The organism is Streptomyces sp. NPDC094143, from assembly GCF_040303825.1.
Lineage (GTDB): Bacteria > Actinomycetota > Actinomycetes > Streptomycetales > Streptomycetaceae > Streptomyces.
Genome location: NZ_JBEOTZ010000018.1, coordinates 105,639 through 129,557 on the forward strand (window position 1 = coordinate 105,639; position 23,919 = coordinate 129,557).

22 protein-coding genes are annotated in these 23,919 nt (G+C 72.6%); 9 read left to right on the top strand and 13 right to left on the bottom strand.

Features of this window, described 5'->3' with window-relative positions:
* Positions 1-35 precede the first annotated feature (35 nt).
* From ABTZ58_RS23120 to ABTZ58_RS23170, 11 genes are all read right to left on the bottom strand, one after another.
* Positions 36-2,027, bottom strand: a complete 1,992-nt coding sequence (locus tag ABTZ58_RS23120) for a pectinesterase family protein (protein WP_351359746.1) — start codon at positions 2,025-2,027, stop codon at positions 36-38.
* A gap of 33 nt (positions 2,028-2,060) precedes the next feature.
* Positions 2,061-3,581, bottom strand: coding sequence for a glycoside hydrolase family 43 protein (locus tag ABTZ58_RS23125; protein ID WP_351359749.1), 1,521 nt, complete (start codon positions 3,579-3,581; stop codon positions 2,061-2,063).
* Positions 3,578-4,426, bottom strand: coding sequence for a DUF6807 domain-containing protein (locus ABTZ58_RS23130; protein WP_351359752.1), 849 nt, complete (start codon positions 4,424-4,426; stop codon positions 3,578-3,580). Before ABTZ58_RS23130 ends, ABTZ58_RS23125 begins: the two co-directional genes overlap by 4 nt.
* Positions 4,423-5,610, bottom strand: coding sequence for a Gfo/Idh/MocA family protein (locus tag ABTZ58_RS23135; protein WP_351359755.1), 1,188 nt, complete (start codon positions 5,608-5,610; stop codon positions 4,423-4,425). The genes ABTZ58_RS23130 and ABTZ58_RS23135 overlap by 4 nt, the downstream gene beginning before the upstream one ends.
* Entirely contained in the window at positions 5,607-5,987 is a 381-nt protein-coding gene (locus ABTZ58_RS23140; protein WP_351359758.1) for a hypothetical protein, read from the bottom strand. Before ABTZ58_RS23140 ends, ABTZ58_RS23135 begins: the two co-directional genes overlap by 4 nt.
* Entirely contained in the window at positions 5,984-6,880 is an 897-nt protein-coding gene (locus tag ABTZ58_RS23145) for a carbohydrate ABC transporter permease (protein ID WP_351359761.1), read from the bottom strand. Before ABTZ58_RS23145 ends, ABTZ58_RS23140 begins: the two co-directional genes overlap by 4 nt.
* Entirely contained in the window at positions 6,877-7,812 is a 936-nt protein-coding gene (locus tag ABTZ58_RS23150) for a carbohydrate ABC transporter permease (RefSeq protein WP_351359764.1), read from the bottom strand. The genes ABTZ58_RS23145 and ABTZ58_RS23150 overlap by 4 nt, the downstream gene beginning before the upstream one ends.
* Positions 7,813-7,932: 120 nt before the next feature.
* Positions 7,933-9,663, bottom strand: coding sequence for an L-arabinonate dehydratase (araD, locus tag ABTZ58_RS23155; protein ID WP_351359767.1), 1,731 nt, complete (start codon positions 9,661-9,663; stop codon positions 7,933-7,935).
* Complete coding sequence (locus ABTZ58_RS23160) at positions 9,660-10,571, bottom strand: dihydrodipicolinate synthase family protein (RefSeq protein ID WP_351359770.1); 912 nt, start codon at positions 10,569-10,571, stop codon at positions 9,660-9,662. Before ABTZ58_RS23160 ends, araD begins: the two co-directional genes overlap by 4 nt.
* Positions 10,568-11,227 carry a GntR family transcriptional regulator gene (locus tag ABTZ58_RS23165; protein WP_309097558.1) on the bottom strand — a complete coding sequence of 220 codons (660 nt, stop codon included), beginning with the start codon at positions 11,225-11,227 and terminating at the stop codon, positions 10,568-10,570. The genes ABTZ58_RS23160 and ABTZ58_RS23165 overlap by 4 nt, the downstream gene beginning before the upstream one ends.
* 151 nt (positions 11,228-11,378) lie before the next feature.
* Positions 11,379-11,975 carry a TIGR03086 family metal-binding protein gene (locus tag ABTZ58_RS23170; RefSeq protein WP_351359774.1) on the bottom strand — a complete coding sequence of 199 codons (597 nt, stop codon included), beginning with the start codon at positions 11,973-11,975 and terminating at the stop codon, positions 11,379-11,381.
* A gap of 132 nt (positions 11,976-12,107) precedes the next feature.
* Between ABTZ58_RS23170 and ABTZ58_RS23175 the strand changes: the two genes are divergently transcribed.
* A complete protein-coding gene (locus tag ABTZ58_RS23175) occupies positions 12,108-13,328 on the top strand; it encodes an MFS transporter (RefSeq protein ID WP_351359777.1) in 1,221 nt (406 codons plus the stop codon).
* A gap of 498 nt (positions 13,329-13,826) precedes the next feature.
* On the opposite strand, the gene ABTZ58_RS23180 is transcribed toward ABTZ58_RS23175, so the two are convergent.
* Positions 13,827-14,990, bottom strand: a complete 1,164-nt coding sequence (locus tag ABTZ58_RS23180) for a hypothetical protein (RefSeq protein WP_351359780.1) — start codon at positions 14,988-14,990, stop codon at positions 13,827-13,829.
* On the bottom strand, positions 14,987-15,928 hold the full coding sequence (locus tag ABTZ58_RS23185) for a 5-dehydro-4-deoxyglucarate dehydratase (protein WP_351359783.1): 942 nt from the start codon (positions 15,926-15,928) through the stop codon (positions 14,987-14,989). The genes ABTZ58_RS23180 and ABTZ58_RS23185 overlap by 4 nt, the downstream gene beginning before the upstream one ends.
* Positions 15,929-16,151: 223 nt before the next feature.
* Here ABTZ58_RS23185 and ABTZ58_RS23190 point away from each other — a divergent pair, with 223 nt between their 5' ends.
* The 8 genes from ABTZ58_RS23190 to ABTZ58_RS23225 all read left to right on the top strand — a co-directional run bounded on the left by ABTZ58_RS23190 (position 16,152) and on the right by ABTZ58_RS23225 (position 23,822).
* Positions 16,152-16,961: an NAD-dependent epimerase/dehydratase family protein gene (locus tag ABTZ58_RS23190; RefSeq protein ID WP_351359786.1), complete on the top strand. Its 810-nt coding sequence runs from the start codon at positions 16,152-16,154 to the stop codon at positions 16,959-16,961.
* Between the two features lie 302 nt (positions 16,962-17,263).
* Positions 17,264-18,031 (top strand): DeoR/GlpR family DNA-binding transcription regulator, encoded by a 768-nt coding sequence (locus ABTZ58_RS23195; protein ID WP_309095102.1) that lies wholly within the window; start codon positions 17,264-17,266, stop codon positions 18,029-18,031.
* A gap of 80 nt (positions 18,032-18,111) precedes the next feature.
* On the top strand, positions 18,112-19,485 hold the full coding sequence (locus tag ABTZ58_RS23200) for an ABC transporter substrate-binding protein (RefSeq protein WP_351359790.1): 1,374 nt from the start codon (positions 18,112-18,114) through the stop codon (positions 19,483-19,485).
* Complete coding sequence (locus ABTZ58_RS23205; RefSeq protein WP_351359794.1) at positions 19,482-20,423, top strand: carbohydrate ABC transporter permease; 942 nt, start codon at positions 19,482-19,484, stop codon at positions 20,421-20,423. The genes ABTZ58_RS23200 and ABTZ58_RS23205 overlap by 4 nt, the downstream gene beginning before the upstream one ends.
* Complete coding sequence (locus tag ABTZ58_RS23210; protein ID WP_311683720.1) at positions 20,420-21,271, top strand: carbohydrate ABC transporter permease; 852 nt, start codon at positions 20,420-20,422, stop codon at positions 21,269-21,271. The genes ABTZ58_RS23205 and ABTZ58_RS23210 overlap by 4 nt, the downstream gene beginning before the upstream one ends.
* Positions 21,268-22,257, top strand: a complete 990-nt coding sequence (locus ABTZ58_RS23215; protein ID WP_351359797.1) for a zinc-dependent alcohol dehydrogenase family protein — start codon at positions 21,268-21,270, stop codon at positions 22,255-22,257. Before ABTZ58_RS23210 ends, ABTZ58_RS23215 begins: the two co-directional genes overlap by 4 nt.
* A 73-nt stretch (positions 22,258-22,330) precedes the next feature.
* Positions 22,331-22,552 (top strand): hypothetical protein, encoded by a 222-nt coding sequence (locus tag ABTZ58_RS23220; RefSeq protein ID WP_351359800.1) that lies wholly within the window; start codon positions 22,331-22,333, stop codon positions 22,550-22,552.
* A 64-nt stretch (positions 22,553-22,616) separates the two neighbouring features.
* The gene (locus ABTZ58_RS23225) at positions 22,617-23,822 is read left to right on the top strand and encodes a TerD family protein (RefSeq protein WP_351359944.1); all 1,206 of its coding nucleotides are present in this window, start codon (positions 22,617-22,619) and stop codon (positions 23,820-23,822) included.
* Positions 23,823-23,919: the final 97 nt, after the last annotated feature.

Here is a 23,919-nt window from a genome sequence, read left to right on the forward strand (position 1 = left end):
TCTTCCGGATGGGCGGAACTTGAGGGTGTGGGGGGTCAGTGACGGGCGTGGGGTGCCCAGCCGTCCGTGCCCTTGAGGTAGGCGGCGACGGTGTGGGACCGCGCCTGGTGCGGGGTGAGCTGCGGACGGTCGGCGGTGACCGTGGCGCCCGGGCCGTGATTGCGGTACTCGGCGAACCTCGCGTCCCTCCACGAGAACCCGCTCATGTCGGTCCACGGCGAGGCCTTGATCGCGGCCGGCAGCTCGGTGTCACGGATCAGCACCCGGCCGATCGCGTCGGGCTCGCCGCCCGGGTGCCAGGGCCGGCCCAGGTGGAAGGTCCCGGCGGGGGCGTCGCTGACGATCCTCGACCGGGTGATCAGGAACCCGTACGGGTTGCCCTTCCAGGTCGAAGGGGCGGTGAGGTAGCCGTTGTTGGTGTCCGAGCCGCGGCTCAGGGCCCGGATCACCGACCGTTCCACGACCGTCGTGGCCCGGCCGTAGAGGAAGTCGACGTCGCCCTCGACATGGGAGTCGCGGATGTAGACCCGGCTGACGGTGGTCGGTTTCGGGCTGTCGGTCATCAGGGTGTCCTGGTTGCCCAGGAAGGCCGTGTCCTCGAAGACGATCCGGTCGCCGGTCGTCTTCACCGCCAGGGCCTGCTCGCCCTTCAGCCCGTGCGCGGCCTCGTCGAAGTCGTTGCTGAAGGTGAGGTGGCGTGCGGTGACGTCGTCGGCGGCGATGCGGACGGTGGCGCTCCCCGTCGATCCGCCGTACTCGGCGGGCGTGCCGAAGACGACGACGGTGTCGGAGCGGTGCCGTCCGGTGCCGCGCAGCTCGATGTGCGGCCTGCCCGCCGGGATCACCACCTTCTCGCGGTAGGTGCCCGGCGCGATGTCGATCCGTACCGGCAGGTCGTTGCCGTCGGGCACGGCGTCCACGGCGGCCTGCACGGTCGGGTGGTCGCCCGGGACGTGCAGCGTGACCGGTCCGCCGATCCGCTTCTGCGGTCCGGAGAACCGCTTCACCAGCGCGGGCACGGCGGCGGCCGGGTCGAGCCGGTAGGCGTAGAACTCCCGCGGGTCGAACGCCGTGCCCCAGGCGTCGTGCCGGCCGGTCGTGTCCCGGAGGACCGACCCGCGCTGCACCAGCTCGGCGGTGGCGTCGGCCTGGTAGGGGTGCTGGACGCCGTCGTAGTAGCTGTTCTCGACGACCATCCTCGTCCGGCCGCGCGCCCAGTTCCCGTAGGTCCACACGGGGTCGCCGTCGGCGAGCTGGGAGGACAGGTAGTTGTTGTAGAGGTGCGCGTAGGCGCAGTTGTCGGCGGACGGGTTGCGCTGCTTGGTGTTGCGGAACCAGTTGTGGTCGACGGTGATCTGCGTCCGGACGTTCGGGGTCCAGCCGATGCCGAAGGTCTTGTTGTTGTCGGTGAACCGGTTGTAGGAGACGGTTACGTACTCGCTGTCCTTGCGGATGTCGAGCTGGCCGTCGCAGATCCGCGAGAACCGTATGTGGTCGATCCACACGTGGTGCGCGGTGTCGAGGCGGATGCCGTCGTAGTCGGTGCCCTTGCAGTCCCAGTCGCCCTCGACGGCGGTGTCGCGGATCGTGAGGTTGCGGATGATCACGTTGTGCGTGCCGGGGCCGAGGGTGAACCCGCCGTGGACGATCTCGGCGGTGTCGCTGACGCCGATGATGGTCTTGTCGGAGGCGACGGGTATCTCCGTGCCGAACGGGTCCATGTCCAGGGAGCCCTGGACGCGGATGACGTACGGCTCCTCGGCCGCCGCGTACTTGGTGAGCGCGGCCTGGTCGGTGACGGTGACGACCTTGCCGCCCGCCCCGCCGGAGGTGCCGCCGGCGAGGGAGGCGAAGCCGTGCGGCCGGTCGCTCCAGCGGTCCGCCGCGGGCGCGGTCCGCCGCGGCTCGGCCGCCCGGGCGTCCCCGATCGTCCCGATGCCCAGCGCGGCGACGAGGCCGAGCACGGCGGCCACGACCGTGCCGGGCCGCCCCGGTCCGGACCGGCGCTTGCTACGGAAGTGCGTCATTGCGGCTCCCAACAGGCCTACGAGCGTGGTGACTTACGAGGGCGTGACTCTGAACCGGGTGAAGGTCGCGACACCGGCGTGACCGGGTCCGGCGGGCGCGAGCGCGACGAGGCCGAGCAGGGCGCCGACCCAGCGCCACGGGGTCGCGGCGAAGACCGGACCGGAGGGCCGGAAGCCGTCGCCGGTGTCGGCGGAGAAGCGGCAGCGGGCGCCGGCGCCGATCTCGATCCGCAGCCGGACCCGGCCTTCGGAGGCGAGCCGCGGGTGGGCGGCGTCCCGCTCGGCCTCCGCGACGCCCTCGGCGAACCGGTGCACCAGGTGCACGGTGCCGTCCGTGCCCCGCTGCAGGCCGATCCAGGAGAACGCGTCGCCGAGCACCGCGAGTCCGGCCCGCGCCCCGGGCTCCTCGCTGTCGAGCCGCAGCTCCACCTCGGCCGTGCAGGGCTTGCCGGGCAGCCGCTGGGTGAGCACGTTCGGCAGTTTCCGCAGGTCGTGGGCGTCGGCCGAGCGGACGCAGGTCAGCCGGAGTCCGTCCCCTGAGTGCTGGGTGGCCCAGCCGTCGCCCGGGTTGGCCGTCCACTGCCACTGGCGGCCGAACCGTCCGCCGGGGAAGTCGTCGTCGGTGACCGGAGCGGCGGGCGGCTGGGGCGGCAGGGCGGGACGGCGGTGCACGGCGACGGGGGCGCCGTCGTCCCCGAGCACCGGCCAGCCGTCCTGCCCCCAGCGCATCGGCTGGAGGTGCACGACCCGGCCGTAGGGGCCGCGCTGCTGGAAGTGCAGGAACCAGTCCTCCCCGGACGGGGTGCGCACCCAGCCGCCCTGGTGAGGTCCGTTGACCTCGGTGTCCTTCTGCTCCAGCACGATCCGCTCCTCGTACGGCCCGAAGAAGCCGCGTGAGCGGAAGGCGCCCTGCCAGCCGGTCTCCACTCCCCCGGCGGGGGCGAGGATCCAGAACCAGCCGTCGTGCCGGTACAGCTTGGGCCCTTCGAGGGTGAACCAGCCGGGGATGCGGTCACCGTCGACGATCACCTTGCCCTCGTCGAGGAGTTCGGTGCCGTCGGGGCGCATCCGGTGGCCGGTGAGGCGGTTCTTGACGCCGGAGCGGGACTTCGCCCAGGCGTGCACCAGATAGGCCTCGCCGGTCTCCTCGTCCCACAGGGGGCAGGCGTCGATCAGGCCCTTGCCCGCCTTCAGCAGGTGCGGGCGGCTCCAGGGGCCCTCGATGCCGGGGGCGTTGGTCTGGAAGACGCCCTGGTCGGGGTCGCCCCAGAAGATCCAGAAGCGTTCGTCGTGGTAGCGCAGGGACGGGGCCCACACGCCGCAGTCGTGCCGGGGCGTGGCGAACGCCGCCGCGGGTTCCAGGCGTTCCAGGGCGTGTCCGACCAGGGTCCAGTTGACCAGGTCGCGGGAGTGCAGCAGGGGCAGGCCGGGGGCGCGGCCGAAGCTGGAGGCGGTCAGGTAGAAGTCGTCGCCGACACGGACGACGTCCGGATCCGACCAGTCGGCGTCGAGGACGGGGTTGGTGTAGGTCTCGGCGGACGTCTCGGCGGTCACGGGCTCACCGCCTTGCGGACGAGGGACGCGGCGGCGTCCCGGCCGAGGCGGCCGTCGGCGACGACGGTGACGATCCGGCGGACGACGGTCTCCCCCGGCGGGATCGGCAGCCGCTCGTCGTACGCCAGCGAGGAACCGACCCCGGGGTACTCCTCGGTCCGCACGAGCCACGGGTCGCGCCGGGTCCGTTCGGTGGCCCCGGCGAAGACCAGCGTCCAGCCGGACCCGGCCAGGGCGAGCCAGTCGGCACGCCTGCCGTGCACCGCGGCCTCGCCCTCGGCGTCGGCCGTGAAGACCTCCGGCGCGGCGGCCTCCTTGCGGGCCCGCCAGAAGAAGCCGCCGTAGGCCGCGCCCGGGCGTCCGTTGGTCGCGGGGCTGCCGATCGACAGCGGGCTGCTCGTGACGTTGGTGAGCGAGAAGGTGAGGTCCAGCGCCCAGGTCCGGTCGGTGAGTTCGGTGGCCGCGACCGTGCGGCGCTCGCGCAGCAGCTCAGCGCCCGCGGCGACCCAGCGCAGCTCCTCCACGAAGCCGTCGGGGTCGCGCAGCTGGAAGGTGACGTGCCGCTGGGAGCCGTGGTTGTCCAGCTCGGTCGGGCCCTGGTCGCGGACGTAGGTGCGCCCGCCCCAGAAGTTGAACCCCTCGACGTCGGGAACGGCGACACCGACGCCGAGGTGGTGTGCGTGGTCGGCGGGGCCGAGCTCGGTGACCGCCGTGCCGGCCAGGGTGGTGACGGGGTGCAGATGGGGCCGCGGGGAGAGCCGTGCGGGCAGCTCGGGCCGGGCGACGTACCGGCCGACCGGCCGGCCGGCCACTCGCAGCACCGCGGTGTCGTTGCCGCTGGTCATCTGGTGCTCACCTCTTTCGGCAGGTGCTCCGCCGCCGCAGCCCAGGGGGCGCCCAGCTCGGAGTAGAGGGAGAGGGTGTCGGCGGCGGCCGCGACGAGGCCGTCGATGCCGGGCACCACCCGGCGCCGCTCGCCGGGGATCCGGTGCCAGGCGGTGTCCGGCAGCGGCGCCGGGTCGGGAGCGGTGCGGATGGCCTCCACGACCTTCATGAAGGCGCCGGTCCCGTCCGGCGGGACCAGCAGGCCGGCACCGGTGGTGAGGTGGTCGACGAGGTTCTCCAGCAGGTCGGTGCGGCCGTGCTCGAACTCCTCCGGGCCGTGCCCCGCGCGCTGCAGCAGCACGCGGTCCTGCTTGTACCAGAAGGTGATGCGGCCGCTGCTGCCGTGCACCAGCACGTACGGCTCGTCCGCCCGCTCGGCGCACAGGGTCGCGGCGACGGTGACCGGGTGGCCCTGGGCGGTGGTGATCCGGACGCAGGAGGTGTCGTCGGACTCGATGGCGTTGGCGCGCAGCAGCTCGGTCTCGATGGCGAGGACGTCCTCGGCGCGGGTGCTGCCGCCGAGGGCGAGCGCGGTGGCGACGGCGTGCGCGAGGGGGTTGGTCAGCGCCCCGTCGATCACGTCGACGCCGTTCATCCGCCGCTTGCCCGCCCAGGGGGCGCGGCGGAAGTAGTCCTCGTCGCGCACCCAGGCACCGGCCCCGCCGAGCCCGACCAGCGTGCCGATCGCGCCGTCGGCGATCAGCGCGCGGACGGCGGGCAGGGCGTGCGAGCCCAGCGACTGGAAGCCGATCTGGCAGGCGACCCCGGCGGCGGCGACGCCGTCGGCCATCCGGCGGAACTCGGCGAAGGAGGGGGCCGGGGGCTTCTCCAGCAGCAGGTGCACCCCGCGCTCGGCCGCCGTGAGCGCCAGGTCGGTGTGGGTCGGGATGGGCGTGCAGACGATCGCGATCCCGGCGCCGGTGGAGTCCAGCAGGGCACCGAAGTCGGCGGACTGCTCGGGGGCGCCCAGGTCGCCGAGTTCCTCCGCGGTCAGCGGCGTCAGCTCGCAGACGCCGGCCAGCCTGACGAGGCCCTTGTGCTGCAGGCGGCGGATGTTCGCCAGGTGCCAGCGGCCGTGACCGCGGGCGCCGGCGAGGACGACGGGCACAGGTGTGTTCATGGCGTCGATCATGGGACCGGTCATGGGATCCTCCCCGCTCCCGCGCCGCGGGCCACCGCCCGGTCGGCGGCGGCGCTGTCGACCGGCCCGCGCAGGACGGTCGTCCAGCCGGCGTCGGCCGTCGGATCGCGCTCGCTGCCGGAGTCGCGGGCGTTGTGGATGGCGAGCAGGCTCGGGGTGTCGCTGCGGCCGTCCAGGGCGCGGACCAGCCCGGCCCGGTCGGTCACCTTGTGCACGTGGCCGGCTTCGGCGGCGGCGCCCCCGGTGGTGCCCGGCCCCTCGGAGGCCGAGCCGTCGTGCGCCGGGAGGCTGCCGCGGCCGAGGTCCCGCGCCCGCGCGGGCACGGGGACGCGGAGCACTCCCCGCGGGCTCGCCGTGACGGCCGGTCGTCCGCGTCTCATCCCTTCACCGCCCCCGCGCTGAAGCCGGTGATCAGCCACTTCTGGATGAAGGCGAAGACGACCACGACCGGCACGGCCGCGATGATGCCGCCCGCCGCCAGGGCGCCCAGGTCGACGCTGTCGGCGCTCATCAGGGTGTTCAGGCCGACCGGGATGGTCTGCTTGTCCTGGTTGTTGAGGAACATCAGGGCGAACAGGAAGTGGTTCCAGGAGTGGACGAAGGCGAAGGAGCCGACCGCGATCAGGCCGGGCCGCAGCAGCGGCAGCACGACGATCCGAAAGGCCGTCATGCGGTTGCAGCCGTCCACCCAGGCCGCCTCCTCCAGGGAGTACGGCACGTTCTTGATGAAGTTGCTGATCAGGATCATCGACAGCGGCAGCTGGAAGACCGTCTCGGCGAGGATGACACTGCCGAGCGAGTTGATCATCTGCAGTTCGGCGAAGATCTCGAACAGCGGGACCAGCAGCAGCGCGCCGGGCACGAACTGGGAGCAGAGCAGGGCGAGCATGAACGCCCGCTTGATCCTGAAGTCGAACCGGGCGAGGGCGTAGCCGCCGGCCAGGGCGACGAGGGTCGTCATGACCAGGGTGGCGACGCCGACGAGGACGCTGTTGCCGAAGTAGGTGCCGAAGCTGCGCTCGGTCCAGACCTTCTCGAAGTGGTCGAAGGTCATCGGCCAGGGCACCAGGGAGGTCGAGCCGGCCGGGCGCAGGGCGAAGAGCAGGATCCAGTAGAAGGGGATGAGGGTGAAGAGCAGGTAGATGCCCAGCGGGAGGTAGATCTGCCAGCGGGGTGCCTCGTCCCAACCCCGGTTGCGCTTGGCCGGCCGGGGCGGTGCGGGGGCGGCGCGCACGGGAGCGGGCGCCGTCTTGGTCGCTTCCTTGACGCTCACTTGCTCTCCCCTCCGAACTTGCTCAGCCGCAGGTACACCATCGAGCAGAAGAGCAGGATCACGAACGCCACCGTGGTCAGGGCCGACGCGTAGCCGAAGTTGTGGGCATCGACGGATGTGTTGGCGATGTACAGCGGCAGCGTGGTCGTCTCGCCCGCGGGTCCGCCGCCGGTCAGGGTGTAGAGCAGGTCGACGTTGTTGAACTCCCACACCGCCCGCAGCAGCGTGGACAGGATGATGGCGTCCTTCAGGTGCGGCAGCGTGATGTGCCAGAACTGCTTGATGCGGCTGGCGCCGTCGACCTCGGCGGCCTCGTAGAGGTCCTTGGAGACGGACTGGAGGTCGGCGAGGATGAGGATCGCGAAGAACGGCACCCCGCGCCACAGGTCGGCCACGACCGCCGCCGGGAAGACGGTGGAGGTGTCCGAGAGCCAGCTGGTGCCGTAGGAGCCGATGCCGAGGTCCGCGAGGTAACGGGTGATGCCCGTCTGGGAGTTGTAGAGCAGTACCCAGATCGCGGAGGTGAGCACGCCGGAGACGGCCCACGGGGAGAAGACCAGGGCGCGCCCCAGACCCCGGCCCACGAAGGTCTGGTTGACGATGAGGGCCAGCGCGAGACCGAACAGCAGCTGGAGCCCGACCTCGACGAAGACCCACTTGGCGCTGAAGACCAGGGTGTCCCAGAAGACGGGGTCCTCGGTGAAGGCGTGGACGAAGTTGTCGAAGCCCGCGAATCCGTTCCGCCACGGCTTGGTGGGGTTGTAGTTCTGCAGGCTGTAGTAGAAGACGCTGATGACCGGGTAGGCGATGAAGCCCAGCATGAGCAGGGCGGCCGGGGCGATCAGCAGGTACGGGAGCCTGCGCGGGGTGGCGGAGGCACGGCGCCGCCGTGGTGGCGCGGGCGGTTTCGCCACGGCTGCGGCTTGGGCCATGACTGTTCTCCGTTCTCAGTACGTCGTGGTACGTCGTGCGTCGGTACCTGCGTGGCAAGCGCTTTCTGCCGGGGCAGGGTCGTGCCGGGTCGTGCTGAGGTGCGTGGGTGGTGCGGCCGTTCAGCCCGCGTACGGGTCGGCGACCCGGCCCGGGCGGGCGAGGAACTCGAAGTCGCAGCCGGTGTCGGCCTGCGTGATCTGCTCGTTGTAGAGCGCGCCGTAGCCGCGCTCGTACCGGGTGGGCGGCGGCGTCCACCGCGCCCGCCTGCGCTCCAGCTCCTCGTCGTCCACGTTGAGCTGGAGGATCCTGGCCTCGACGTCGAGGGTGATCGAGTCGCCGGTGCGGACCAGGGCGAGCGGTCCGCCGACGTACGCCTCGGGCGCGATGTGCAGCGCGCAGGCGCCGTAGCTCGTGCCGCTCATGCGGGCGTCGGAGATCCGGACCATGTCCCGCACGCCCTGCTTCAGCAGGCGGTCGGGGATCGGCAGCATGCCGTACTCGGGCATGCCGGGGCCGCCCTTGGGCCCGGCGTTGCGCAGCACCAGCACGCTGTCTGCGGTGATGTCCAGCTCGGGGTCGTTGATCGTGCGCTGCATGGTCCGGTAGTCGTCGAAGACGACGGCGGGGCCGGTGTGTTTGAGCAGGTGAGGCTCGGCCGCGATGTGCTTGATGACCGCGCCGTCCGGGCAGAGGTTGCCGCGCAGCACGGCCACCCCGCCCTCGGCGGCCACCGGGTTCTCGCGGGGGCGGATCACGTCGTCGTTGTGGACGACGGCGCCCGCGAGCTGCTCGCCCAGGGTGCCGTTGACGGTCGGCCGGTCCAGGTGCAGCAGGTCGGTGATCCGCGAGAGGAACGCGGGCAGGCCGCCGGCGAAGTGGAAGTCCTCCATGAGGTAGGTCCGCCCGCCGGGCCGGACGTTGGCGAGCACCGGCACGGTGCGGGCGATGCGGTCGAAGTCGTCCAGGGTGAGTGCGACGCCGCAGCGTCCCGCCATCGCGATCAGATGGATGACGGCGTTGGTGGAGCCGCCGAGCCCGAGCACGGTCGTGACGGCGTCCTCGAAGGCCTCGCGGGTGAGGATCCGGGACGGCTTGAGCGCGGTCCAGGCGAGTTCCACGGCGCGGCGCCCGGAGGCGGCGGCCATCCGCTCGTGCCCGGAGTCGACGGCCGGGATCGAGGAGGCGCCCGGCAGCGTCATGCCGAGGGCCTCCGCCGCCGCGGTCATGGTCGACGCGGTCCCCATGGTCATGCAGTGACCGGGTGACCGGGCCAACCCGCCCTGCAGTTCGCGCAGTTCGCAGTCGGTCAGATTGCCCGCGCGGTGCTCGTCCCAGTACTTCCACATGTCGGTGCCCGACCCGAGGGTCTCACCGCGCCAGTGGCCGGGCAGCATCGGCCCCGCGGGGACGAAGAGCGCCGGTACGTCGGCCGAGGCCGCGCCCATGAGCAGCGCGGGCGTCGACTTGTCGCAGCCGCCGAGCAGCACCGCCGCGTCGACCGGGTACGACCGCAGCAGCTCCTCCGTCTCCATGGAGAGGAGGTTGCGGTAGAGCATCGGGGTCGGCTTCTGGTACGTCTCGGAGAGCGTGGCCACCGGGAACTCCAGCGGGAAGCCGCCGGCCTGCCACACCCCCCGCTTGACCGCCTCGGCGCGCTCGCGCAGGTGGACGTGGCAGGGGTTGATGTCGGACCAGGTGTTCAGCACGGCGATCACCGGGCGGCCCTGGTACTCCTCCGCCTCGTAACCGAGCTGGCGCATCCGGGCGTTGTGCGACCAGGTGCGCAACTGGCCCTCGGCGCCGTACCACTGGTGGCTCCTGAGGTCCTCGGGGTTCAGCCGGCCGGTCATATCGACCACCCCGCGGCGATCGCGGCGACCTCGGCGCGCCCGCCCTCGGGCAGCGGCTTGCTCGGCGGCCGGACCTCGCGGCGGCACAGGCCGAGGGAGGCGAGGGCCTCCTTGACGACGGTGACGTTGTCGGCGGAGCCGTTGGCGGCGCGCAGCTCCTCGAAGCGGCGGATCTGCTCCCAGACCTTCATCGCGGCCGGGTAGTCGCCCGAGCGCAGCGCCTCGATCATGTTCAGGGAGACGGCCGGGGCGACGTTCACCAGCCCGGAGGTGAAGCCGGTGGCGCCCGCGGAGAAGTAGGAGGGGGCGTACGGCTCGGCGAGCCCGGCGACCCACACGAACCGCTCCAGGCCCGCGTCCCGGGCGAACGCGGCGAACCTGGCGGCGTCCGGCACGGCGTACTTCACGCCGATGACGTTCGGGCAGGCGTCGGCGAGTTCGGCCAGGCGGGCGCCGGTGAGCTGCGCGTTGCGGATGTAGGGCACGACGCCCAGCTCGGGCACGGCCTCGGCGACGGCCCGGTGGTAGTCGACCCAGCCGGCCTGGGAGACGTACGGGTGGACGGGCTGGTGGACCATCACCATCTGCGCGCCGAGCTCCCGGGCGTGCCGGGCGGAGGCGACGGCGGTGGGGATGTCGTGCCCGACCCCGACCAGGACGACGGCCCGCTCCCCGGCCTCCTCGATCGTCAGCTCCGTGACCAGCCGGCGCTCCTCGGGGGTGAGGGCGTAGAACTCGCCGGTGTTGCCGTTCGGGGTGAGGGTCCCGATGCCGCCGTCGAGCAGGCGGCGCAGCAGGGCCCGGTAGGTGTCCGGCGCGACGGAGCCGTCCTCGGCGAACGGGGTCACCGGGATCGCCACCACGTCGGCCAGGGCCGCCCGCTGGGTCTCGAACGCCACGCTGCTCATTCCTGACCTTCCTGTTCCAGTGCGGCCTCGGGGAAGGCACGCTGCACGAAGGACGCGATGTGGGAGTGGAGGGCGCGGGCCGCGCCGTCGGCGTCGCCGGCGAGGGCGAGCCGCAGGATCTCCCGGTGCTCGCCGGCCTCCCGCTCCCAGGAGGGCGAGGCGGCCCAGGCGACGGCGGAGACCAGGGCGGCCTGGTCGCGGACCTCGTCGAGCATGCGGCCGAGCAGCGGGTTGCCGCAGGGCAGGTACAGGGCGCGGTGGAACTCCCGGTTGGCCAGGGAGCGTTCGGCCGTGTCGGTGGCGTCGTCGGCCCGGGTCAGCGCGGAGCGCGCGGCGTCCAGGGAGGCGCCGCGCTGCACGGCCCGCCGCAGCGCCTCGGGCTCCAGCAGCAGCCGGACGTCGTAGACCTCGCGCGCCATGTCCGCGTCCACCATGCGCACCGTGACGCCCTTGTACTGGCTCATCACGACCAGTCCCGTCCCGGCGAGGGTCTTGAGCGCCTCCCGCACCGGCGTCTTGGACACCCCGAACTGCGCGGCGAGTTCGGTCTCGACCAGGGCCTGCCCCGGCGTCAACTGCCCGGTCAGGATGCGGTGTTTGATCCCCTCCAGCACGTACTGCGTGCGGGAGGGGATCGGCGTGGGCACAGAGGTCATGCGCGCCTCTCGGATCTCGCGGTCACGGTGGATCGCGTATCGGATCTCGCGTATCGCGTCTCATATATGACGTACGAAGTACGACGCGATGACGGTAGGAGGGCGCGTTTGTTTCGTCAATGCTTCTGACGGAAGAAACAGCAATCGCTTTCTACGACCTGGGCTTCCACCCCGGATCCCGTCCGCTCAGCCCCACCGTCCGCTCCAGCAGGGACGCCCCGGGCCCGGTGGGGACGACGGGGCCGAAGATCTCGCCCCGGCTCGGGTCGTCGACGCTCGCGGCGAGGAAGTCGTGGCAGACCCGGAGCGCCGCCGGGTCGGGGGCGTACGCCCGGCCGGTCGCGCGGGCCAGGTCCCAGCCGTGGATCACCAGTTCGTCGGTGGCGACGAGCCCGGCGACCTCGCCCGGCAGGTCGACGCCTCCGGCCCGGGCCATGCCGGTCCACGCGGCCGGGTCGCGCCAGGCCTCGGCCAGTTCGGCGAGGACCCGGGGCAGTTCCTCGCGCCAGCCGGGGCCGATGTCCGGGAGCGCGTCGCCCGGGCTGGTGTCGGTCGTGACCCCCAGGTCCTTGCGGCCGGCGTCGCGGAAGGCCACGGCCAGTCCGGTCAGGTGCCCCAGCAGGTGGCGCACCGCGTACTCCGGGCAGGGTGTGGGGTCCCGCAACTGCTCGTCGGTGACGCCTTCGGCCAGGCGCGCCAGGACCGCCGTCTGCGGTCCGAGGTCGAGGGTCGGGGTGGTGTCGGTCATCCGCGGTTCCTCCAGGTTCCGTCTCCTGGGAGGCAGACCGACGGCGCCCGCGGAACTCATCGCCCCGCGGCCCGGTCTCTACGGCATCCTCCCGATCCCGGCCCCCGGGCCTTAGCGCCACGATGACCGGGCATGACGACCGGAACGACCTGGCCCGCGGCGCGTGTCCTGCGTGACCGCGACGCCGGGCTCTACCTCTGCGGCGTGGTGGTCTCCGGCTTCGGCACCTCCGCCCTGTGGCTGGCCTGCGGCGTGTGGGTCAAGGACCTCACCGGCTCGGACGGCCTGGCGGCGCTGTGCCTGCTCGCGATGTGGCTGCCGACCCTGGCCGGACCGCTGCTGGGCACGCTGGCCGACCGGGGCCGCCGCAAACCGCTGCTGATCGGCGTGAACCTGCTCCTGGGCGGACTGCTGCTCACCCTCGTCGGCATCGACGCACCGGGCGAGTTGTGGCTGCTGTACGCGGTGCTGTTCGTGTACGGTGCGGCGGGCGTGGTCCACGACGCGGCCGAGTCGGCGCTCGTCGCCACCGCTGTCGACCCGTCCCTGCTGGGCGACTTCAACGGTCTGCGCATGACCGCCGCCGAGGGCATGAAGCTGCTGGCCCCGCTGGCCGGTGCGGGCCTGTACACGGCGTACGGCGGCGCGGGTGTCGCCCTTCTGGACGCGGCGACGTTCGTGCTGGCCACGGGCGTGTACGCCCTGCTGCGCGTCCGGGAGGAGAGGCCCGCGCCGCCCCACGGCGGCACCCGGCGGCGCACCGCCGAGGGGATCCGCCACCTGTGGGCGCACCCCGTGCTGCGTCCCCTGGTCCTGGCGGGCGGCGCCACCATGCTGCTCGCCGGCCTGAACGGGGCGATGGTCTACGCCGTCGTCGACGGCCTCGGGCACTCCCCCGCGTACGCCGGTGTGCTGTACGCCGTGCAGGGCGCCGGGTCGGTCGCGGCCGGGCTGCTGTCCGGCCCGGCTCTGCGCCGCCTTGAGGCGCGGTGCTTCGCGGCGTACGGCATCGCGCTGCTGGCGCTCGCGGTGGCCCTGCGCGCGGTGCCGTCCGACCCGGTGGCGCTGGTGTGCAGCGCGGCGGTCGGGGCGGGGCTGCCCGCCGTGCTGATCGCCGCGCTGACGTCCGTGCAGCGCGAGACGCCGGGCCCGCTGCTGGGCCGGGTCACCGCCACGGCCCACACGCTGGTCTACGCGCCGAACGTGGCGGGCCTGGCCGCGGGGGCGGCCCTGGTGGAACTGGTGAGCCACCGGCCGGTGCTGGTGTGCCTGGGCGCGGCTCTGCTGGGGACGGCGGTGGCGCTGCTGCCGCCGCCGTCGCGGGCCAGGCGCGAAGCCGCCCCGCACGGGTGACGGCGGCGCCGCTGCCGTCCTTCCTCGGCAGCCCGGACCGACCCGTCCCGCACCCGGGAAGGCGGCACTGGAGCGACCCTCGGCGCCCCCGCCCCGCAGGGCCCTGCAGCCGCCCCGGGCGCCCCCGCCCCGACCAGGCCGACAGCGGACACCCCGGGGTCCCCCGGCAGGACCCCAGGACGCTCCCCGCGGGAACGGCGGCGCCGCTGCTGTCCTTCCTCGGCAACCCGGACCAACCCGTCCCGCACCCGGGAAGGCGGCACTGGAGCGACCCTCGGCGCCCCCGCCCCGCAGGGCCCTGCAGCCGCCCCGGGCGCCCCCGCCCCGACCAGGCCGACAGCGGACACCCCGGGGTCCCCCGGCAGGACCCCAGGACGCTCCCCGCGGGAACGGCGGCGCCGCTGCCGTCCCTCCCTCGGCAACCCGGACGAAACCACCCCGCACCCGGGAAGCGGCACCGCTGCCTTCTCGACAACGCCCCCCTGACAACCGCCCCCGTCAGAGCCCGGCGAGGGCCGCGCGGACCGTGTCCAGGTCGCTGTCGGAGGCCAGCCCGGCGTGATAGAGCCGCAGCTCGGTGGCACCCAGCCGCCGGGCCTCGGCCGCGTCGGCGGCGAGGGTGCCGGGGCTGCCGCCCATGCCGGAGACGACGGTGAAGTTGGCGGCGATGACGGCGCCCGCCCTCTCCTGCCGCGCGAAGGGCGTCAGCGTGCCGGTGCCGCCCGCGCAGGGCACCACCACGCCGTCGGCGACGGACAGGATGTGCGCGGGGTCGACGCCGGCGTTGGCGCCGACGTGGTACGACACCGGGTCCGCGTGCAGCAGCACCTGGAAGCCCTCGGGTGCGGCCGCCCGGACCGCCGCGACGGTCTCTTCCTGGAGCGTGCGGGCGGTTTCGTCGCGGTACGCGCGCGTGGCCCCCGCGAGCGTCTCGCCGAGGAGCTTCTCGATGCCCGGCCAGCCCCCGTCCGAGGGCGCCCCCTGCCACACCGGCTCCAGCGCGGTGCGCACGGCGGCCGCCAGCTCGTCGGCGTCCAGGCCGCGGCGGCCGTAGCCCTCCCGGCAGGACGGGCAGAAGCAGAGCGCCATCAGGTACTGCCCGGCGTCCCCGAGGCCGACGCCGCCGGTCTTGTCGTGGGCGTGCAGGTGCTGCAGTCCGTACCAGCCGAGGGACTCCAGCTCGGTGCCACGGGCCCCGGGCCGGACGGCCGCCTCCGCCGCCAGGTCGGTCAGGTACGCGCGCGTGGCGGGCTGCGCGATGCAGGGCGCCCAGGGGTAGCGGTCGCCGTAGGCGTTGACGACCGAGGTGTGCGGGTGCTCGGCGCCCAGACGGGAGTTGTGCGCGAGGACGACCCAGGTGTGCACCTCGAGGCCGGCGCCGGCGAACGCGGCGGCGGCCTCCCCGAAGGCGTCGCCGGGGGCCCAGTCACCGGCGGCGTAGGGGCGCAGCTCCCGCCCGTTCCAGCGGTCGTCCACCGGGTACAGCACGGCGGCGTGCTCGGCGGTGACGACGCGGTGGCGCGGGTGGCGGGGCGTGAGGGCGCGGGTGGAGTGGTAGGCGGCGGCCAGCGTCACCTGGGCCACGCCGAGCGCGGCGATCCGCCCGGGTGCCTCCAGGTCGCCGTTGACGTCCCAGGGGTAGACGAATGCGGACGCCTTCACTTGGCCTCCTCCAGCAGCGCGTGGCCGCGTTCGATCAGTTCGGCGAGCTGCTTCACATGATCCTCGGCCGGCTCGTGCAGCGGGGACCGTACCTCGCCCACGTCGAGCCCGCGCAGCCGCACCCCGGCCTTGACGAGGGAGACGGCGTAGCCGCGGCCCTGGGCGCGCAGTTCGACGAACGGGCGGTAGAAACCGTCCAGCAGCCTCTCCACCAGGTCGTCGTCGCCGGTGCGGAGCGCCCGGTGGAAGGCCAGGGCGACTTCGGGGACGAAGCAGAACACGGCGGAGGAGTAGAGCGTCACGCCCAGGGCGCGGTAGGCGAGCTGGGTCTGCTCGGCGGTCGGCAGGCCGTTGAAGTAGAGGAAGTCGCCCGGGGCCTCGGTGCGCACGGCGCTGACGATCCGCTGCATGAGGTCCAGGTCGCCGAGCCCGTCCTTCAGGCCGATGATGCCGTCCGTGCGGGCCAGTTCGACGACGGTCCGCGGGGTGAACACGGCGTTGTCCCGCTGGTAGACGATGACCGGCAGGGCGGTCGCGGCGGCCACCTCCCGGTAGTGCCGCAGCAGCCCCTCCTGCGCGGCGACGACGAGGTACGGCGGCATCGCGAGCAACCCGTCGGCCCCGGCCGCCTGGGCGAGCCGGGCGTAGCGCACGGCGAGCGCGGTGCCGTACCCGGCGCCCGCGACGACCGGCACACGCCCCTCGGCCGCCTCGACGGCGACCCGGACGCAGCGCTCGAACTCCTCGGGGGTGAGCGCGTGGAACTCACCGGTGCCGCAGCAGGCGAACACGGCGGCGGCTCCGGCGGCCACGCCGTCGCGCACGTGCGTGCGATAGGCGTCGAGGTCCACGGAGCCGTCGGGCCCGTAGGCGGTGACCGGGAAGAACAGCGGCCCGCTGGGGATGTTGAGTCGAGCGGCGAGAGGGGCTGACGTCACGAGCTCTCCCGGTTCCATATTCATGATTGGCGTCTATATTTCTGAACGACTCCACGCTAAGGCGCCGCATCCGCGCCGGTCAAGCGCGCGCACCCGCGTCGCACCAGCGGATTCGCCCCTTACGCGGCCCACTTGACGGGCTCCGTCATGGCTCCCTAGCGTGTCCACGCATATGAATGCCGTGCGCGCATGTGCACGATCGGCGAGTCAAGGAGAACCGAGGATGCCCGCTCCCCGCACCGTCCTGCTCACCGGCGCCGCCGGCGGCCTCGGCACCCTGATGCGGGACCTGCTCCCGGACTACGGCTACGACCTGCGCCTGCTCGACATGCGCCCGATCGAGGGCGCGCCCGACGCGGTCACCGCCGATCTGGCCGACCGGGACGCCGTGCGCGAGGCGGTCCGGGGTGTCGACGCGATCATCCACCTCGCGGGCATCTCCCTGGAAGCCCCCTTCGAGAAGATCCTCAAGGCGAACATCGAGGGCACGTACCACCTCTACGAGGCCGCCCGCGAGGAGGGCGTCGGCCGGATCGTCTTCGCCTCCTCCAACCACGCCGTCGGCTACACCCCGCGCCCCCGGGGCGACGACCCGCTGATCCCGGTCGACACCCCGCGCCGCCCGGACACCTTCTACGGTCTGTCCAAGTGCTTCGGCGAGGACCTGGCACAGCTCTACTGGGACAAGCACGGCCTGGAGACGGTGTCGGTGCGCATCGGGTCCTGCTTCCCCGAGCCGACCAGCGTGCGCATGCTCTCGGTGTGGATGAGCCCCGCCGACGGTGCCCGTCTCTTCCACGCGGCCCTGACCGCCGAGCACGTCGGCCACACCGTCGTCCACGGCTCCTCCGCCAACACACGCCTGTGGTGGGACCTCACCTCCGCCCGGGCGCTCGGCTACGAGCCGCAGGACGACTCCGAGCCCTGGGCCGAGAAGCTCATCGCCGAGCAGGGCGAGCTGGACCCGGGGAACGAGGCGCACGCCTACCTCGGCGGCCACTTCGTGACGGACCCGCCGATCTGGCCGTACTGACCGGAAAGAGGCGGCTCACACAGGCGGGCGGGCACAGAACGGGCCTGTCCGCTCGGGCATTCGGGCACGGCCCGGACCCGGCCGGGCAGCGCTCCCGAGGGCCCGAACACCCTCCCCACCAGCCATGACGAGCCCGGCTTCCCCGGCATCCCGGCACAGGCGCCCGGGTCCGAACAGGCACATCCGGGCAGGATCCCGCGCGCAACAGACCTGGCCATCCGTGGAACACCCGCTGTAGAACTTCCCCCAAGGCCCGACCGAGGGCCCGAACGGGCAGCAGGGCAGGAAGGCGGGTGACGGCCGTGAACAGGACCGCGGAGGAACGCCAGCGCGAGATCGTGCTGGCCGCACGGCGCGACGGCTCGGTCGACGTCACCGTCCTCGCCGCCGCACTGGGTGTGGCCAAGGAGACGGTACGGCGGGACCTGCGGGTCCTGGAGGACCACGGCCTGCTCCGCCGCACCCACGGCGGCGCCTACCCCGTGGAGAGCGCCGGCTTCGAGACGACGCTCGCCTTCCGTGCCACCAGCCACGTCCCCGAGAAGCGCCGGATCGCGGCCGCCGCGGCCGAGCTGCTCGGGGACGCCGAGACCGTGTTCGTCGACGAGGGCTACACCCCGCAGCTCATCGCCGAGGCACTCCCCCGGGACCGGCCGCTGACCGTGGTCACCGCGTCCCTGCCGGTCGCGGGCGCCCTCGCCGGGTCCGACAGCGTGTCCGTGCTGCTGCTCGGCGGGCGGGTCCGCTCCGGCACCCTCGCCACGGTCGACCACTGGACGACGAAGATGCTGGCCGGCTTCGTCCTCGACCTGGCGTACATCGGCGCCAACGGCATCTCCCGCGAGCACGGCCTCACCACCCCCGACCCGGCCGTCAGCGAGGTCAAGGCCCAGGCGATCCGGGCCGCCCGGCGCACCGTGTTCGCCGGGGTGCACACCAAGTTCGGAGCGGTCAGCTTCTGCCGGTTCGCCGAGGTCGGCACCCTGGAGACGATCGTGACGAGCACCCTGCTGCCGGCGGCCGAGGCCCACCGCTACTCACTGCTCGGACCCCAGGTCATCCGGGTCTGACCCACCCCCTTTCGCACCCCACCGGGCGCAGCCACGCCCCGTGCTGCCCCTTATCTCCCCATTCATTCCAGGAGCGATCCATGCGAACCCAGAGCCGACGACGGCCTCCGCGAGCCACGCTCGCCCTGGCCGCCGCAGGGACGCTGCTCGCCCCGCTGCTCTCCGGCTGCTGGGTCGGGGCGGGCGGGGCCGGATCCGGCGGCGACGCCATCAACGTCCTCATGGTCAACAACCCGCAGATGGTCGAGCTGCAGAAGCTGACCCGCGCCCACTTCACCAAGGAGACGGGCATCAAGGTCAACTTCACCGTCCTGCCGGAGAACGACGTCCGCGACAAGATCAGCCAGGACTTCGCCAACCAGGCCGGCCAGTACGACGTCGCCACGCTGTCCAACTACGAGATACCGATCTACGCCCGCAACGGCTGGCTGCACGAGATGAACGGCTACCTGGCGAAGGACCCGGGCTACGACGAGCAGGACGTGCTCAAGCCGATGCGCCAGTCCCTCACCGGGGAGGACGGCAGACTCTACGGCCAGCCCTTCTACGGCGAGTCGTCGTTCCTGATGTACCGCAAGGACGTGTTCGAGAAGAAGGGCCTGACGATGCCCGCCCGTCCCACCTGGCAGCAGGTGGCGGACCTCGCGGCGCGGGCGGACGGGGCCGAACCCGGCATGAAGGGCATCTGCCTGCGCGGCCTGCCCGGCTGGGGCGAGGTGATGGCCCCCCTGACCACCGTCGTGAACACCTTCGGCGGCACCTGGTTCGACAAGGACTGGAAGGCGCGGCTGGACTCCCCCGAGTTCGGAAAGGCGACGAAGTTCTATGTCGACCTGGTACGCGAGCACGGCGAGTCCGGCGCCGCCCAGTCCGGCTTCGCCGAGTGCCTGAACAACATGACCCAGGGCAAGGTCGCCATGTGGTACGACGCCACCTCCGCCGCCGGTTCCCTGGAGGCGGACGGCTCCCCCGTCAAGGGCAAGGTCGGCTACGCCCCCGCCCCGGTGGAGAAGACGGAGTCCTCCGGCTGGCTCTACACCTGGGCCTGGGGCATCCAGAAGGCCTCGCGCAACCCGGACAACGCCTGGAAGTTCGTCTCCTGGGCGTCGAGCAAGGAGTACGAGCAGCTGGTCGGCGACCGGATCGGCTGGTCCAACGTCCCGGCCGGCAAGCGGGCGTCCACCTACGCCAACCCCGCCTACCGTGCCGAGGCCGCCGCCTTCCAGGAGATGACCAGGGAGGCCATCGAGCAGGCCCGGCCCGACGACCCCGGCGTGCAGCCGCGGCCCGCGCCCGGCATCCAGTTCGTCGGCATCCCCGAGTTCACCGACCTCGGCACCAAGGTCTCCCAGGAGATCAGCGCGGCCATCGCCGGACGCCAGTCCGTCGAGTCGGCCCTGAGGAAGTCGCAGGCGCTCGCCGAGAAGATCTCCGAGGAGTACGAGGGACGATGACCGCCACGACCACGGCCCCCCTGGCCTCCCCCGAGATCCACCCCCCGGCAGGCCGCCCCTCCGCCCGGCTGCGCGCCTGGGCGACCCGGGCGCCGCTGCTGCCCGCCCTGATCTTCATGATCGTCGTCACCCAGCTGCCCTTCGTGGCCACCCTGGTGATCTCCTTCTTCGACTGGAACAGCCTCTATCCCGACGCCCGGCGGTTCGCGGGCCTCGACAACTACCAGGAGGTCCTCACCGACTCGGACCTGCGCCACTCGGTGTGGACGACCGTGCTGCTGACGGTCGCGGTCGTGCTGGCCAGCCTGGTGCTGGGACTCGTCCTGGCGCTCCTGCTGGACCGCAGGTTCCGCGGCCGGGGCATCGTGCGGACGCTGCTGATCGCGCCCTTCCTGGTGGTGCCGGTCGCGGCGGCCCTGCTCTGGAAGCATGTGCTCTACAACCCCGAATACGGCCTGTTCAACGGGCTGTTGCACTATGTGGGCGGACCGCAGCCGGACTGGATCTCGAACACCCCGCTGCTGGCCGTCGAGGCCTCGCTCATCTGGCAGTGGACACCGTTCATGATGCTGATCCTGCTCGCCGGGCTGCAGAGCCGCGACCATGAGCAGATCGAGGCGGCCCGGGTCGACGGCGCGAGCGACTGGCAGATCTTCGTCCATCTGACGCTCCCGCACCTGCGCCGCTACCTCGAACTCGGCGCCCTGCTCGGCTCGATCTACATCGTGCAGAACTTCGACGCGGTCTTCACGATCACGTCCGGCGGTCTCGGCACCGCCAACCTCCCCTACACCGTCTACCAGAGCTTCTACCAGGCCCACGAGAACGGCCTCGCCTCGGCCGCGGGCGTCCTGGTCGTCATCGGCTCGATCGTCATCGCGACCTTCGCCCTGCGCGTGGTGTCGTCCCTGTTCCGCGAGGAGGTGTCCCGCGCATGAGCACGACCGCCCTGCGAGCCCGCCGTGCCCGTGGCAAGGGAGCGGGCCTCGGCCTGCTGGCCTGGCTGCTCGGCATCGCGTTCTTCCTGCCCATCGCGTGGATGGCGCTGACGTCCTTCCACTCGGAGACGGACGCGGCGACCAACCCGCCGTCCTTCGCGGCCGCCCTGACCCTGGACGGCTACCGCGAGTTCTTCGGCGCGGGCGGCGGCGCGAGCCCCTGGCCGGCGCTGATCAACTCGACGGTCGCGTCCGTGGCGTCGACCCTCCTCGTCCTCCTGCTGGCCTTCCCGGCGGCCTACGCGCTGTCCATCAACCGCGTCCGCAAGTGGACGGACGTGCTGTTCTTCTTCCTCTCCACGAAGATGCTGCCGGCCGTGGCGGGCCTGCTGCCGATCTACCTCTTCGCCAAGAACGCCGGGATGCTCGACAACATCTGGCTGCTCGTCATCCTCTACACCTCCATGAACCTCCCGATCGCGGTGTGGATGATGCAGTCCTTCCTCGCCGAGATCCCGGTCGCCGTCATCGAGGCGGCCCGGGTGGACGGAGCCCGGCTGCCGACGGTCCTGGCACGGGTGGTGGCCCCGATCGCCCTCCCCGGCATCGCCGCCACGGCGTTGATCTGCTTCATCTTCAGCTGGAACGAACTGCTCTTCGCCCGGGTGCTGACGGGCGTGGTCGCCGAGACCGCACCCGTCTTCCTGACCGGCTTCATCACCAGCCAGGGACTGTTCCTGGCGAAGGTGTGCGCCGCGTCGCTCGTCATCTCCCTGCCGGTGCTCGCCGCGGGGTTCGCCGCCCAGGACAAGCTGGTCCAGGGCCTGTCGTTGGGAGCCGTGAAATGAAGGCCGCCGTCATCGAGTCCGTGGGCAAGGCCGTCGTCGCCGAGGTCCCGGACCCGACGCCAGGGCCGCGCGAGGTCGTCGTCGAGGTCGCGGCCTGCGGGCTGTGCGGCACGGACCTGCACATCCTCCAGGGCGAGTTCGCCCCGAAGCTGCCGATCGTGCCCGGACACGAGTTCGCGGGCGAGGTCGTCGGCGTCGGCACCCAGGTCACGGAGGTGGCGGTCGGCGACCGGGTCGCCGTCGACCCGTCCCTGTACTGCTACGAGTGCCGCTACTGCCGCACCGGCCACAACAACCTCTGCGAACGCTGGGCGGCGATCGGCGTGACGACGGCCGGCGGCGCGGCGAAGTACGCCCTCGCCCCGGTGGCGAACTGCGTGAAGCTCCCGGACCACATCCGCACGCAGGACGCGGCGCTGGTGGAGCCGCTGTCCTGCGCGGTGCGCGGCTACGACGTCCTGCAGTCCCGCCTCGGCGCGCACGTGCTGATCTACGGCTCCGGCACGATGGGCCTGATGATGCTGGAGCTGGCCAAGCGCACGGGCGCGGCGAGCGTGGACGTCGTCGACGTGAACCCGGCCCGCCTGGAGACGGCCCGCCGCCTCGGCGTCTCGGCCTCGGCCGCGAACCCGGACGAGCTGGACCGCCCGCAGGGCTGGGACCTGGTCATCGACGCCACCGGCAACGCGGCGGCGATCCAGGACGGCCTGGACCGCGTGGCGAAGGCCGGCACCTTCCTGCAGTTCGGCGTCGCCGACTACGCGACCCGCGTGACGATCGACCCGTACCGCGTCTACAACCAGGAGATCACCATCACGGGCTCGATGGCGGTGCTGCACAGCTTCGAGCGGGCGGCGGAACTCTTCGCGGGCGGCGTCCTCGACCCCGACGTCTTCATCAGCGACCGCATCCCGCTGGAGCGCTACCCCGAGGCGCTGGAGCAGTTCGCGGCCGGCGTCGGCCGCAAGATCGTGGTCGTGCCGTAGGCGACGGGCCCGCACAGGCGGGGGCGGGCGTAAACCGGTGGGGCGCCCGCCCCCGCCCCCGTACGCTCGCGGCATGCCACGACCCCACGGATTCACCTACGAGCGGCACACCGGCGGGACCGTCCGCATCACCCACCACGGCCGCCCCGCCACCACCCTGAACGGCGGCCGGGCCGCGCGGTTCCTCGCCGAGGTGGAGACGTCCGACCCGCAGCTCGTCATGGCCCGCTGGACCGGCAACTACAAGCGGGGCAACGAGCGCACCGCCCGCGACCACCCGCGCAATCGCCGCTGACCCGATTGGCCCCAAGGTAAGGGAACGGCAAAACCGCCTCGCTCGTTCACCCGGCATGACAGCTATGACCCCCGGCTCGAACATCCCCCTGTCCGCCGCCCGCGTGACGGTGGACGTCGCCGCCCCGGTGCGGCTCGACGTATCGGGCCTGCTGCTCACCGCCGACGGCAAGGTGCGCTCCGACGACGACTTCATCTTCTACAACCAGCCGTCGGGCCCGGGCGTGACCTACCGCTCGGGCGGCGGCACCGCACCCGACGCGATCGTGGTCGACACCTCGGCCCTCCCGCCGGGCATCGAGAAGATCGTCGTGACGGCGAGCCCGGACGCCGCGGGCCAGACTTTCCAGGGCATCGAACCGACGGCCACGATCCGCAACGCGGACGACAGCTCCGTCCTGGCCACGTTCACGCCGCCGCAGCTCGGCAGCGAGACGGCCCTGGTGGTCGTGGAGATCTACCAGCGCAACGGCCAGTGGAAGGCCCGCGCGGTCGGCCAGGGCTACGCCAACGGCCTGGCGGGCATCGCCACGGACTTCGGTGTGACCGTGGAGGAACCGGCCGCCGCCGCCCCGGCCCAGCCCGTGGCCCCGCCGCCGCCCGCCCCGGTGCAGCCCCCGGCCCCGCCCGTCACCACGCCCGCCGCACCCCCGGCCGCCCCGGCCACGCCCCCGCCGCCCGCGCCCGGCTCGGGGAAGATCAACCTCGACAAGGGCCGCGTCAGCCTCCAGAAGAACCAGACGGTCTCGCTCATGAAGGGCGGCCGCCCCCTGCTCTCCCAGGTCAGGATGGGCCTCGGCTGGGAGCCCGCGTACCGCGGCAAGGACATCGACCTGGACGCCTCGGTCATCGCCTACGGGCCGCAGCGCAACCACATCGACAGCTGCTACTTCGGCAAGCTGCAGATCGTCGGCGGCGCGATCCGGCACTCCGGCGACAACCTCACCGGCGAGGGCGGCGGTGACGACGAGGTCATCACGGTCGACCTCGGCCGCCTGCCCCAGGAGGTCACCGGCCTGGTCTTCACGGTCAACTCCTTCTCCGGCCAGAAGTTCACCGAGGTCGCCAAGGCGTACTGCCGCCTCCTGGACGGCACGACCGGCGAGGAGCTGGTCCGCTTCGACCTCACCAGTGCCGAGCCCCAGACCGGGGTGATGATGGCCAAGCTGATCCGCCAGTTCTCCGGCGAGTGGGACATGACGGCGATGGGCGACTTCGTGAAGTCCCGCACGGTGAGGGGCATGGTGAAGCCCGCGGCACAGTCCCTGTGACACCGCGCCCCGGTCGACGCCCCGGACGCCCCCTGCCACGGGGCGTCCGGCGTCCACCCGGCCGCACCGCCTCGCGGCCACACCGGCCCGTGACCCT